This window comes from Colwellia sp. MEBiC06753 (assembly GCF_053470325.1).
In genome coordinates, this window is the sequence record NZ_JBQMTM010000015.1 from 19,390 (window position 1) to 32,535 (window position 13,146).

A 13,146-nucleotide genomic window follows, 5' to 3' on the forward strand; every position below is an offset into this window, starting at 1 on the left:
TTAAATTTTAAACTCGTATCTTTTACTTTGACTTTTCACTCTGGCTTTTTAATCAGAAGGCTTTAAGCTGATTCTTTAAACCTGATCGTTTTAGCCGGAAACTGCCTGCATCAACAAACCACAAATATAAGCCATGTAAGTACCAACCCCATAGCCTAACACCGCTAATAATACACCTACTGGTGCCAAAGACGGATGAAATGCAGAAGCAACCACTGGCGCGGAAGCGGCACCGCCAACATTTGCCTGACTACCAACCGCCATATAAAACAGTGGTGCCTTAATTAGTTTGGCAACAATCAACATAAAGCTGGCATGAATTAACATCCAAATCAGCCCCATCAAGAAATACATCGGTGTTTCTGCAATCGCCATAATATTCATATGCAGGCCAATAGAGGCTACTAAGATATAAATAAATACTTGACCAATCTTTGATGCGCCAACCGACTCTATTTCTCTTACTTTAGTAAAAGATAAGCCAATACCTATAGTGGTTGAAATAATAATTAACCAGAAAAACTTGCTATTTAAACTAAACTCTTTAGCCCACGGGAACGTTTCGCCAAAAAATGGTCCAAGAAAATCAGCACAAAAATGTGCTAAGCCCGTAATAGAAAAGGCAATAGCAAGCATTTTTATATAGTCGTTAAGCTGTGGCGTTTTGCTATTTTGAGCATGGTACGCTTCCACCTTAACTTTTAGCTCTTCAATAGCACGGGTATCAGCGCCAGTTCTGGCATCAATTTCTTTATGGCGTGCCGTCATAAACAGTAATACAGCCATCCATAAGTTCGCCATAATAATGTCAACGGTTACCATTGCTGAAAAAATATTACCGCCGACATTAAACATTTCTTTCATTGACGCTTGGTTAGCACCACCACCTATCCAACTACCAGCGATAGTTGTCATGCCGCGCCACACGGCATCAGGGCCATTACCGCCAAAGGCTTCTGGCACAAAGGCACTCATCACTAAAATAGCAATAGGACCGCCAATCACGATACCTACAGTACCGGTTAAAAACATAATCAGCGCTTTGGGCCCTAAATTAATGATGGCTTTTAAATCAATACTAATGGTTAATAAAATCAAACACGCAGGCAGTAAATAACGGGAAGCTACGTAATAAACGTTTGAGTTATGACCATCGACCACACCAAAGGTATTTAATAGTGATGGCAAGAAATAACAAAGCAATAGTGCCGGTACGTATTTATAAAACTTACGACACCAAGGGTGGTTGCTATGGGCAGTTTTAAATACCGCGCCCAGAATAAATGCCAACAAGCCAAGAACAACAGCATCGTTGGTAATTAAAGGATTGTGAGTCATTAAGGCTCCGTGAATCTAATGAATAACTGTATTTGAAATAGTGATATTTTCTAATTGTAATTTTAATATTTGTGCCGCAGGGTCTTGCGGGCATTGATTAACAAAATATTGATAATCGTCGTAAGCCACTTTAAAGCAATCGAGCTGATGAAGCAAAAATCCGCGATCTCGGCGCTGAAAAGGGTCATCAGGTTTTAACGTAATTAACACATCAACACAGCGCAATGCTTTGGTGTATTGCTGTTCTTGGATCAGCGCATTTTTCAGTGCCGTTAAGTACTCGACAACAACAGCTTTAGTGTCTAGCGCATCAAGATAAGCGCTTGGCTCTTGTGATGACTCTTCAAGACGATTATCTAACTCCTGCCAATTTAGCGATTCACCATTAAGCGGATCAAAGATAATCGCGTATTGTTGATCGCAAATTAAACGTAGCATTACTTTTTCTGGCACAAAAACTAAATCAGCCTCAAAACCACACTGCTCAGCAATGTATTTAATTAGAATTGCCTTTAATACAGGATGAACTTCTCGATAGCCAATCGCTTGCTCTAAGGTAAATGCCGCCACTGGCCAAGTGTTTTTCTTTGACTCTAATAGTAATAAATCGATAAACAGCACATTAATTAAATGTTCAGCTTGTGCTAACGGTTCATCAATATCGGCTAACTCCTGCTCACAATAATCAACCAATGCTTCAATAGCAGGTAAAACATTGGATTTTTGTTCAAAGATAAATTCTTCAATCAACATAACTGCTCGCAGCATGTCTTCTTGATCAGTATTTATTTCAGATAACAGCAAATCATTCATGGGAGTTAATACTTAGACACTTAATAAACTTAGGGGGTACAACGTTAATAGGGTATTGTGGGGACTCACTATGCACTTTTAAAGAGCAACGCCAAATAAAATTAGCGTCGCTTGAGTCTGCTGAACGTTTAGGTTTATTTTTGCAGCAAAGTGCTTGGCTGTTATACAAAGCAGAGCCAGCGTAGCATAGTTATGCTACCTAAACAGGCAATAACCCGATAATAACCCAATAGAAAAGCCAAACACTCAGTGACGGATCAACGACTAAAAGAAAAATGTTTGTTTCGTATGAGCAATTTTAAACACTAACATGACCCACCCCATGGCTCCTACATAGCCAAATATTTGCATAACGCGGGTTCTGGCAAATTTTAATGCATATAAACCAGTAAAAATATATGCAACAATCGCCATAATTTTTTCAGCAAGCCACAATTGCTCCATCGGGTTAATGGCTAATTTAACCGCCATTACCACACCAATGCCCAGTAAAAAGGTATCGATAACATGCGGTGAGATTTTTACCCATTTTTTATCTAGCATGGTTGGCGATTTCATTAGCCAGAAAAATCGTAATGTGAAAAATGCCACGCTGATCACTGCCAGCAACATATGAAGATGTTTCATAAAGTTATTCCTACTCTTATTGTTCTTGTTTTTACTCTTTGGTTTATAATTTAGCCCAAGTAATACGATCATTACCAGCAAGATCTTTTACCGTTTCAATAACTTGGTAACCATGATTTGCCAGTATTCCCTGCACTAATGAACCTTGCTCAAAGCCATGTTCAAAATACAGTTCGCCATTTGCCGTTAAATAATGTTTTGCCATTTGGCAAATATGCTCAATATCAGCAAGACCGTGATTGTCTGCGACTAATGCTGACTCGGGTTCAAATCTCACATCACCTTGCACTAAGTGCGGATCATCTTGATCAATATAAGGCGGATTACTGACAATAACATCAAATCGTTTGGAGTTATCTATGCCAGAAAACCAGTTTGATTGATAAATATTAACCTGCTCCAGCTTAAGTGCTTTAGCATTGCGCTTGGCTAAGTTTACCGCATCAGAATTAAAATCGACCGCATCAATTTGCCACATGGGCTGTTCTGATGCTAACGCTAAGGCTATTGCGCCAGTGCCAGTGCCTAAGTCCAATAATTTAATTGGCTGATCAAGATGATTATCCAATACTAATTCAACTAGCGTTTCAGTATCAGGACGCGGGATCAGGGTTGATGGTGAAACTAAAAATGGTAGTGACCAAAATTCTTTAATGCCGATAATATAAGCAACAGGCTCGCCGGTTATTCGACGTTGCAGTAAAGTTTCAAAGCTAGCAACAACGTCCGCATCAAGTCGTTTATCAAACCAGGTCAGTAAATAGGTTAACTCTTTGTTCAGTGCATGAGCAAGTAGAACTCGCGCATCAAGTTGTGGGCTATCTGAGTGCTCAGCAAGCTGTTTACTTGCTGAGCTGATAAGTTGTTCAATGGTTAGATGTTCATCACCTATAAACATAGACTTTACAAGCCAAACAGTTAACTTTGATCAGCAAGAGATGCTAATAAGTCTGCTTGGTTTTCCTGTAAAATCGGATCCATTACCAATTGTAAATTACCTTCCATCACCTCATTTAAGCGGTAAAGCGTTAAGTTAATGCGATGATCTGTCATACGACTTTGTGGATAATTGTAAGTACGAATACGCTCTGAACGATCACCACTTGCCACTAAGCTACGACGAGACGAATCTTCTTCAGCGCGACGTTTGTCATCTTCAGCTTGTTGTAAACGCGCTTGAAGTACTGACATTGCTTGAGCACGGTTTTTATGCTGTGAACGTTGATCCTGACACTCAACAACCACTCCCGTTGGGATATGAGTAATACGAATGGCCGAGTCAGTTTTGTTAACGTGTTGACCACCAGCGCCAGAAGCACGGAAGGTATCAATTTTCAAATCAGTTTTATTAATTTCAATCGCTTCAGATTCTGGAATTTCCGGCATCACTACCACAGTACAAGCTGAAGTATGCACACGGCCTTGTGATTCAGTTTCTGGCACACGTTGCACGCGGTGACCGCCTGACTCAAACTTCATTTCACCATAAACGCCATCACCGACCATTTTGGCGATAATTTCTTTATAGCCGCCCTGCTCACTTTCATTGGCATTCATTAATTCGACTTTCCAGCCTTTCTTTTCTGCATAACGGCTGTACATACGGAATAAATCGCCAGCAAAAATCGCGGCTTCATCACCACCAGCACCGGCACGAATCTCGATAAAGCAGTTATTATCATCATTCGGATCTTTTGGTAGTAATAAAATCTGTAACTCACCTTCCAAGTCTTCAATTGCTTGCTTGGCCGCTTTAAATTCGTCCTGTGCCATTTCACGCATATCAGGATCGTCATCTTTAAGCATTTCTTCTGCCATGGCGAAATCTTCTTCCGCACCTTGGTATTGCTTAAAGACCTTAGTAGTTTCCTCTAACTGAGAAAACTCTTTAGAAAGTGCTTTAAATTTTTCTTGATCGGCAATGGTACTGGGATCAGACAATAACGCCTGAACTTCTTCAAAACGCTCTACCAAGCCTTCAAGTTTGCTATATACAGATTCTTTCATGGATTACTATCTTATGTAAAAGTCGCGCAATATTAATTGTTTGGCTTGTCCAAATCAAAAATATCACGCAAGTAAATTAGTTTGTCGAGCTCGCCACCTTGGGCGGCTGATTGTAATGCACTCGTTGGCGCGTGCATTAATTTATTGGTGAGCTTAGTTGCAAGTTCGGCAACTACCGCTTCTGGATCTTTATTATTTTTTATTTGGCTGATGGCTTTCTCTAATAAAATATCACGCTCATTGATACATTGCTGACGATAACTTAGAACCGCATCTTGGGTATTTAAACCACGCAACCATGACATAAACACTTCTGATTGCTCGCCAACAATTCCCTCGGCTTGCACAGCCGCTTTACGTCGATTCTCAATATTTTTAGCAATAATGCCTTGCAGATCGTCAACAGTATATAAAAAGACATCTTCTAGTTCAGAAACTTGCTCTTCAATATCACGTGGTACGGCAAGGTCGACCATAAAAATCGGCTGATGTTTACGTTGCTGCAGTGCGCTTTCCACCATACCTTTACCAATAATTGGTAAGGTACTGCCGGTTGAACTAATCACGATATCGGCTTTTGCTAAATGCTCTGGAATTTGTGCCAAAGTAATCACATCAGCGCCCACTTGTTCAGCCATAGTTTTAGCGCGAGATATTGTACGGTTTGCAACCGTAATACTGCCGACATTATTGTCATATAAATGCTTGGCTACTAACTCGATAGTTTCACCGGCGCCAACTAATAGCACCCGTGCATTTTTCAGGCTATCAAATATATGCTTGGCTAAATTTACTGCCGCAAAGGCAACAGATACCGCATTTTCACCAATTTCGGTTTCGGTGCGCACTTGTTTGGCGACACCAAAAGTACGCTGAAATAAGCGATCCATTACCAAAGCCATCGAGCCCGCCGCTTTAGCCTGAGAATATGCTTGTTTTAGCTGGCCAAGAATTTGCGGTTCGCCTAATACTAGCGAGTCTAACCCGCAGGCCACACGCATAATATGATTCACCGCTTGTTTGTCGGTGTGCCAATATAAGCTTGGAATAATCGACGATGATGGTATTTGATGATATTGCTCAAGCCAATTTACCACTTTTTGCTGAGTAGCTTCTAATGAGCCATCTTGAATCAGATAAAGTTCCGTTCGATTACAGGTGGAAAGTATTGCTGCTTCATTACAGTTAACCGTAGACAACATTTCTTGCAGGGCGTGGCTTAATTTATCAGGATTAAAGGAAATTTTTTCCCGCACCGCTACTGGAGCAGTTTTATGATTTATACCAACAGCAACAATGGACATATTTCTGATTTCAGCCTAGTGCAATACCAACAACACTCATATAGCCAAAGTATTTAACAAATACTGACGATACAAGTGAAACTATCGAAAGAAAAGCAGGCATCGTACGCACAAATTATCACCAGCCAAGGTCAAATTAAGGCCAAATAAGAGCGTAAACGATATTCTCTGACAAATTTTGTGGCTAATTTTACGAAATATCTAACACGATTGAAAGTCACTAGTGCTATGTGTTCAAATATAACTTGTCTAAAATCACACTAAACTGGTTTAAATCCGGTTCAAGGACGCAATTTTGCGCGCTGTTTATTTGAAATTATCGACCGTTTCACTGTTGAACATATCATTTATTCGTCTATTGCTTATTAGCCTATTACTTACCGGTTGTGCCCAATCGCCCAGCTCAAATCAATCAGCCCTTAAAAACGATCTTTCTGGCAATACTCGTATAGAGCAACTGCAAAATATCAAGCATTGGCAAATTAGTGGTCAAATAGCATTCCTACAAGAAAGTAAGCGCGAAAAAGCCAGCATTTTTTGGCAAAAAAATAGTGCTGAACAACGATTAAATTTAACCACTTATTTAGGTATTAATGTACTGAGCTTAACTTCCGATACCCATGGTCATGTTTTAGAAGTAGAGGGTAAAAAGTATCGCAGCGATAACTTGGATGAGCTTATTTTGCAGCTAACAGGATTAGACTTTCCAAGCGATGCATTAAGCTATTGGCTAAAAGCACTGCCCTATTCTAATGACGACTTAGTTGCCCTAAACGCTGAAAGCCAGTTGCCTGATACCATAACCAGTTTTTATCAAAATAAAATCTGGCAAATACAATATCAACGCTATAAACAAGTAAAAAATATAGCGCTACCTTCAGCAATATTAATTAAACAACAGAATTTAACCATTAAACTTGCGATCAACGACTGGTCAATTTAATCACTATTTATTGAGCACTACGCCTTTATCACATGACTTCATTTACTAAGCAGCAATTTACTGAACATAAGCTTTTATCGCCAGCCAAGCTTAACTTGTTCTTACATGTTAATGGCCGGCGAGCTGATGGTTATCACGAGCTACAAACACTATTTCAGTTTCTAAACTACGGCGACACGATTACCCTAGCGTTAAATAATGCAAAAGCGATTAACTTACTTACGCCAGTCGCCGGTGTTGATGAACAAGATAACCTAATTGTCAAAGCGGCTATGATGTTAATGCCATATAATAAAACCCCTTATGGCATTGATATTAGTATTGAGAAAATACTGCCAATGGGTGGCGGTTTAGGCGGTGGCTCTTCAAATGCGGCCACTATTTTGTTAGCGCTTAACAGTATGTGGCAAATAAACTTTACTCTTACCCAGCTTGCTGACATTGGCTTACAGCTAGGTGCTGACGTTCCCATATTTATTCATGGCGTTGCGGCATTTGCCGAAGGGGTTGGTGAAAAGATTTTTCCTGCATCACCCAAAGAATGTTGGTATTTAGTTAGCAAGCCTAATTGCCACATATCAACCCAAGTCGTATTCCAAAGCCCTGATTTACCAAGAGATACGCCTAAAATATCTCATCAAGCACTCGATACAGAGCATAGGCAAAATGACTGTGAAGTCGTCGTAATAAAACACTACCCTGAGGTTGCCAAGCTGTTGTCGACATTGGTAGAATACGCGCCGTCTCGAATGACGGGTACCGGCGCATGTATTTTCACGTGTTGTACTAGTGAACAAGAGGCACTGCATATTAAAGCTCAGTTACCCAGTGAAATTGAGTCGTTTGTTGCGAAAGGTGTCAACCAATCTCCAGTTCATGCCATGTTAAAAAATATGGTTAAGTAACTGGCAAAAAATGAATAATTTGCTGATAGTTAATGCACGTTTAACTATCAGTGTGAACTTACAATGTCACAAGTTTCTGAGGAACTGATTGTGCCTGACATGAAGATTTTTGCGGGTAACGCCACCCCTGAACTGGCAAAGAAAATTGCGGATCGCTTATACATAGGTTTAGGTGAAGCAAAAGTAGGTAGTTTTAGCGATGGCGAAATCAGTGTTGAAATCACTGAAAACGTTCGTGGTGCTGATGTTTTCATCATTCAATCTACCTGTGCCCCAACCAATAATAATCTAATGGAATTAATCGTCATGGTTGACGCACTGCGCCGTGCTTCAGCTGGCCGAATTACTGCGGTAATGCCTTACTTTGGTTATGCCCGTCAAGATCGTCGCGTACGTAGTGCTCGTGTACCAATTACTGCTAAAGTAGTTGCCGATTTCTTATCTAGTGTTGGTGTTGACCGTGTATTAACCGTTGACTTGCACGCTGAGCAAATTCAAGGTTTCTTTGATGTACCGGTAGATAACGTATTCGGTACGCCTATCTTATTAGAAGATATGAAAGCTAAAGCACTAGAAAACCCAGTAGTTGTTTCACCAGATATCGGTGGTGTTGTCCGTGCCCGTGCTGTTGCCAAGTTACTTGATGATGCCGATCTTGCCATTATCGACAAACGTCGTCCAAAAGCTAATGTTGCGCAAGTAATGCATATTATTGGTGATGTTCAAGGTCGTGACTGTATTATTGTTGATGACATGATTGATACTGGCGGCACATTAGCTAAAGCTGCTGCTGCATTGAAAGATCATGGTGCGAAAAATGTTTATGCTTATGCAACTCACCCAGTTTTATCTGGTAACGCTGCGCAAAACTTAAAAGAATCTGTGATTGATGAAGTGATTGTTACCGACTCAATTCCATTGTCTGACGAAATTAAAGCGTTAGGCGATCGCGTACGTCAACTAACATTAAGTGGTATGCTTTCTGAAGCCATCCGCCGTGTAAGTAACGAAGAATCTATTTCAGCAATGTTTGAAGCTTAATTGCTAAACATTTTCTGCAAAATGTACTACAAAAAAAGCACCAATAGGTGCTTTTTTTTATACACGGTAAAATCCTAATAGGCACGGCCCTTTTTTAAAAGTTAATAAACTTGGCTTTAAATCAAGTGCGTGGTATCATTCCGCGCCTTTTTATTCTGGCTAGTTCAGATAAAAAGTATTCAGGTTGTTTTTGGTCGCAAAAAACAACGAAAATTGACTTATTAATAGAGTATTTATCATGACAGATTTATTTACTTTGGATGCTGAAGTACGTACTGATTTAGGGAAAGGTGCGAGCCGCCGCCTACGTCACGCGAACAAAGTTCCAGCAATCCTTTACGGTGAAGGCCAAGAGCCAGTTTCTTTAACTTTAGCGCACAACAAAGTATTCCGTGCTCAAGAAGAAGAAGCGTTTTACTCACACGTTTTAACATTAAATGTAGACGGTAAAGCTGTTGAGTGTGTTATCAAAGACATGCAACGTCACCCGTTCAAGCCAGTTATCATGCACATGGATTTCATGCGTGTTGATGCTACTCACCCAATCCACACTATCGTTCCTGTTCACTTCATCAACGAAGAAGCAGTAGCGAAAAAAGGTGGTGTTGTAGCTCATCACTTAGCTGAAATCGCAGTGACTTGTTTACCAGGTGACTTACCAGAGTTCATCGAAGTTGATGTAGCTGGTTTAGAAGTTGGTCAAACACTTCACTTATCTGACATCACGTTACCAAAAGGTGTTACTTCAGATGAGTTAGCCAAAGGTGCTGATCACGACCAAGCAGTAGTTACAGCTAACGCTCCAAAAGGCGGCAGCGAAGCTACTGAAGAAGAAGCTACTGAAGAATAAGTTATAACGACTTAAGTTATGACTATTCAGTTAGTTGTGGGGCTAGGTAATCCTGGCCCCGAATATTCTCAAACCCGCCATAATGCTGGCGTCTGGTTCGTCGAAGAATTAGCACGCATACACAATATATCTCTTACTCCCGATAAAAAATACGCAGGTCTGTACGGTAAAGGACAGATTGCTGGTCATTTAGTACATTTACTAATTCCCACAACCTTTATGAACAGAAGCGGCCAAGCTGTTGCGCCACTTGCGAACTTTTTTAAAATTCCTGTTGCAGATATTCTCGTTGCTCACGATGAATTAGATATGGATCCCGGTGTTTGTAAAATTAAACTTGGCGGCGGACATGGTGGACATAATGGCTTACGAGACATTATCGCCCGCATGGCAAATAATAAAGATTTCTATCGGTTACGTATTGGTATTGGTCACCCTGGCCACCGCGAACGTGTAACCGGTCATGTACTTGGCAAAGCACCAGCAGCAGAGCAAGCATTAATTGATCAAGCCGTTGATGAAGCCAGCCGTTGTTTTGATATTTGGCTAAAAGACGATTTAAAGAAAGCACAAAATCGTTTGCACTCATTCAAAGCACAGTAACCGATTTTATCTACCGCACTAAGCGGTAAAAATATTAGGAAATTATCATGGGTTTTAAATGTGGTATCGTTGGTTTACCAAACGTAGGTAAATCTACACTGTTCAATGCACTTACTAAAGCCGGTATTGAAGCGGCAAACTTCCCTTTCTGTACTATTGAACCTAATACAGGTGTTGTTCCGGTGCCAGATCCACGCCTTGATCAAATAGCAGCTATCGTTAACCCTGAACGCGTAATTGCTACTACCATGGAATTTGTTGATATTGCAGGTCTTGTAGCTGGCGCGTCAAAAGGTGAAGGTTTAGGGAATAAATTCCTAGCTAACATTCGCGAAACCGACGCAATTGGTCACGTAGTTCGCTGTTTTGAAAATGACAATATTGTTCATGTTTCAGGTAAGGTTAATCCACTAGATGATATTGATGTTATCAATACCGAGCTTGCATTAGCTGATATGGATACCGCTGAGCGCGCCATTCAACGTCAAACTAAAAAAGCCAAAGGTGGCGATAAAGATGCCAAGTTTGAATTGCCAGTATTAGAAAAAATTCTAAAACACGTTGAAGAAGGCCATATGATCCGCTCGCTAGATCTTTCAAAAGAAGAGTTAGCAGCAGTGAAATACCTTAACTTCTTGACGGTAAAACCAACTATGTACATTGCTAACGTTAACGACGATGGCTTTGAAAACAACCCTTATTTAGATCAAGTACGTGAAATTGCTGAAAAAGAAGGTGCAGTCGTTGTGCCGGTTTGTGCGGAAATTGAAGGCGAACTTTCTGAAATGGACGAAGAAGATCGTCAAATTTTCATGGAAGAAATGGGCTTAACAGAACCAGGCTTAAACCGCGTAATTAATTCAGGTTACGGCTTATTAAGCTTACAAACCTATTTCACCGCAGGTGTCAAAGAAGTGCGTGCTTGGACCGTAAAACAAAATGCCACAGCCCCACAAGCCGCTGGCGTTATTCACACCGATTTTGAAAAAGGCTTTATCCGAGCTGAAGTTGTAGGGTTTGATGATTTTATCGCCTGTAACGGTGAATCTGGCGCTAAAGAAGCCGGGAAATGGCGCCTAGAAGGTAAAGACTACCTAGTTAAAGACGGCGATGTTATACATTTTCGTTTTAATGTTTAGTTTTTTAACATAATATGCGCCCAATAAAACAAGGAACTTATAGTTCCTTGTTTTATTTTAAATATCGACCAAACTTAACATGGACGATGTCATGGCAAACTTTGTTTGTTATGTTTATAAACTAAAATAAGAAGGTTGTTTTTATGAAAAAAACACTATTGATTGCAAGCCTTATCGTTACAGCAACAGCAGCTTCATATACGCCAGTTGCAAGTGCAAATGATGCTGCACTACGTATTTGTGAATATGTAGCAGCCAACGATAAAAACCGATTACGTACATTCTTAAAGCAGAACAAATTGAACATTCGTTCAGTTTTTGATGACATAAGTTGTAATGATCAAAACTTGCTAATTTTTTCAGCAACGAATAACGCACTAGAAGTAGGTGAATTTATTATTGGTAAAACGCCAGCTAAAGTAGTTACAGCTAATTTAGAAGAAATTGCCAAACACTCGCCGCACTTAGCAGAAGCTGCGAAAAAACGCGTAGAGTAGTTTTATTCAATAAAACAACAGATAACGAATAAAGTAAAAAGCGAGCACCTGCTCGCTTTTTTATCAAATAAACACTGTGATTAGCACACTTATAAGTCAGTTTGCTGACAAATTGTTCAAACGAACAAAAACAGTAAATTTTTTCTAAAAAAACGGTTGACGTGTCGCAAACAGATTTGCATAATACGCGCCACTTGCTGAGAGGCAAGATTGTAAATGGCTACATAGCTCAGCTGGTTAGAGCACATCACTCATAATGATGGGGTCCCAAGTTCAAATCTCGGTGTAGCCACCATTTACAATGCGGGGTTGGCGGAATTGGTAGACGCGCTGGATTTAGGTTCCAGTATCGCAAGATGTGAGAGTTCAAGTCTCTCACCCCGTACCATTTCAAGCAACATCAGTTGCGAGAATATGAGACATTGTAGGGGTATAGCCAAGCGGTAAGGCAGCGGGTTTTGATCCCGTCATTCAGAGGTTCAAATCCTCTTACCCCTGCCACTTTCATAACAGTTTCTTTTATTTGATTCTGTTAAGTCAACGAAAGTGGGAGTATAAATCAACAATGTTTCTCTTAAGAATTCCGGAAGGGGTATAGCCAAGCGGTAAGGCAGCGGGTTTTGATCCCGTCATTCAGAGGTTCAAATCCTCTTACCCCTGCCAATTCTTAACACTTCAAAATATTCATTAAGAAATGGTTATTTATTTTGAGTCGCAAACTCATTAAACTATGCTCATATCTACTATGCGGTTTGTCAGAATTGAAGACTCGCTGGCATTTTTAGGTATTAGCGTTTCAGTAACGCTGGAGTTGCAAGCTCCTAAACTATGCTCATATCAAAATGCGGGGTTGGCGGAATTGGTAGACGCGCTGGATTTAGGTTCCAGTATCGCAAGATGTGAGAGTTCAAGTCTCTCACCCCGTACCATTTAAAAGTATCCTCTTTTCTTTATTTCATTAGATGTTACATCATATTTTTATCATTGCCAGAATTGGTAAACGCGCTACTCTTGCCGAAGAAACGTAGGTTCCAGTATCGCAAGATGTGAGAGTTCAAGTCTCTCACCCCGTACCATTT

Annotated in this window: 13 protein-coding genes and 5 tRNA genes; 12 read left to right on the forward strand and 6 right to left on the reverse strand. The window is 40.3% G+C overall.

Annotated elements, in window-relative coordinates:
• Positions 1–90 precede the first annotated feature (90 nt).
• The 6 genes from ACOB82_RS12385 to hemA all read right to left on the reverse strand — a co-directional run bounded on the left by ACOB82_RS12385 (position 91) and on the right by hemA (position 6,089).
• Entirely contained in the window at positions 91–1,338 is a 1,248-nt protein-coding gene (locus tag ACOB82_RS12385) for a DUF819 family protein (protein ID WP_448213296.1), read from the reverse strand.
• A gap of 15 nt (positions 1,339–1,353) precedes the next feature.
• Positions 1,354–2,151: a SirB1 family protein gene (locus tag ACOB82_RS12390; RefSeq protein ID WP_448213297.1), complete on the reverse strand. Its 798-nt coding sequence runs from the start codon at positions 2,149–2,151 to the stop codon at positions 1,354–1,356.
• A gap of 264 nt (positions 2,152–2,415) precedes the next feature.
• The gene (locus tag ACOB82_RS12395) at positions 2,416–2,778 is read right to left on the reverse strand and encodes a SirB2 family protein (RefSeq protein WP_448213298.1); all 363 of its coding nucleotides are present in this window, start codon (positions 2,776–2,778) and stop codon (positions 2,416–2,418) included.
• A 43-nt stretch (positions 2,779–2,821) separates the two neighbouring features.
• Positions 2,822–3,676, reverse strand: coding sequence for a peptide chain release factor N(5)-glutamine methyltransferase (prmC, locus tag ACOB82_RS12400; protein ID WP_448213299.1), 855 nt, complete (start codon positions 3,674–3,676; stop codon positions 2,822–2,824).
• A 20-nt stretch (positions 3,677–3,696) separates the two neighbouring features.
• Positions 3,697–4,785 carry a peptide chain release factor 1 gene (gene prfA, locus ACOB82_RS12405; RefSeq protein ID WP_448213300.1) on the reverse strand — a complete coding sequence of 363 codons (1,089 nt, stop codon included), beginning with the start codon at positions 4,783–4,785 and terminating at the stop codon, positions 3,697–3,699.
• A gap of 32 nt (positions 4,786–4,817) precedes the next feature.
• Complete coding sequence (gene hemA / locus ACOB82_RS12410) at positions 4,818–6,089, reverse strand: glutamyl-tRNA reductase (protein WP_448213301.1); 1,272 nt, start codon at positions 6,087–6,089, stop codon at positions 4,818–4,820.
• Between the two features lie 334 nt (positions 6,090–6,423).
• Between hemA and lolB the strand changes: the two genes are divergently transcribed.
• From lolB to ACOB82_RS12470, 12 genes are all read left to right on the forward strand, one after another.
• Positions 6,424–7,032, forward strand: a complete 609-nt coding sequence (lolB, locus tag ACOB82_RS12415; RefSeq protein WP_448213302.1) for a lipoprotein insertase outer membrane protein LolB — start codon at positions 6,424–6,426, stop codon at positions 7,030–7,032.
• Between the two features lie 32 nt (positions 7,033–7,064).
• Positions 7,065–7,937, forward strand: a complete 873-nt coding sequence (gene ispE, locus ACOB82_RS12420) for a 4-(cytidine 5'-diphospho)-2-C-methyl-D-erythritol kinase (protein WP_448213303.1) — start codon at positions 7,065–7,067, stop codon at positions 7,935–7,937.
• A 90-nt stretch (positions 7,938–8,027) separates the two neighbouring features.
• Complete coding sequence (locus tag ACOB82_RS12425) at positions 8,028–8,978, forward strand: ribose-phosphate pyrophosphokinase (protein WP_448213378.1); 951 nt, start codon at positions 8,028–8,030, stop codon at positions 8,976–8,978.
• Between the two features lie 235 nt (positions 8,979–9,213).
• Complete coding sequence (locus ACOB82_RS12430) at positions 9,214–9,828, forward strand: 50S ribosomal protein L25/general stress protein Ctc (protein WP_448213379.1); 615 nt, start codon at positions 9,214–9,216, stop codon at positions 9,826–9,828.
• Positions 9,829–9,846: 18 nt separating this feature from the next.
• Entirely contained in the window at positions 9,847–10,431 is a 585-nt protein-coding gene (gene pth, locus ACOB82_RS12435) for an aminoacyl-tRNA hydrolase (protein ID WP_448213304.1), read from the forward strand.
• 47 nt (positions 10,432–10,478) lie between these two features.
• Positions 10,479–11,570 (forward strand): redox-regulated ATPase YchF, encoded by a 1,092-nt coding sequence (gene ychF, locus ACOB82_RS12440; protein ID WP_448213305.1) that lies wholly within the window; start codon positions 10,479–10,481, stop codon positions 11,568–11,570.
• A gap of 143 nt (positions 11,571–11,713) precedes the next feature.
• Positions 11,714–12,067, forward strand: a complete 354-nt coding sequence (locus ACOB82_RS12445) for a DUF3718 domain-containing protein (protein WP_448213306.1) — start codon at positions 11,714–11,716, stop codon at positions 12,065–12,067.
• Between the two features lie 218 nt (positions 12,068–12,285).
• Positions 12,286–12,362, forward strand: a tRNA-Met gene (locus tag ACOB82_RS12450).
• Positions 12,363–12,370: 8 nt separating this feature from the next.
• A tRNA-Leu gene (locus ACOB82_RS12455) sits at positions 12,371–12,455 on the forward strand.
• Between the two features lie 38 nt (positions 12,456–12,493).
• Positions 12,494–12,568, forward strand: a tRNA-Gln gene (locus tag ACOB82_RS12460).
• Positions 12,569–12,655: 87 nt separating this feature from the next.
• Positions 12,656–12,730, forward strand: a tRNA-Gln gene (locus tag ACOB82_RS12465).
• A 181-nt stretch (positions 12,731–12,911) separates the two neighbouring features.
• Positions 12,912–12,996: transfer RNA gene (locus ACOB82_RS12470), tRNA-Leu, on the forward strand.
• The last annotated feature ends 150 nt before the right edge of the window (positions 12,997–13,146 follow it).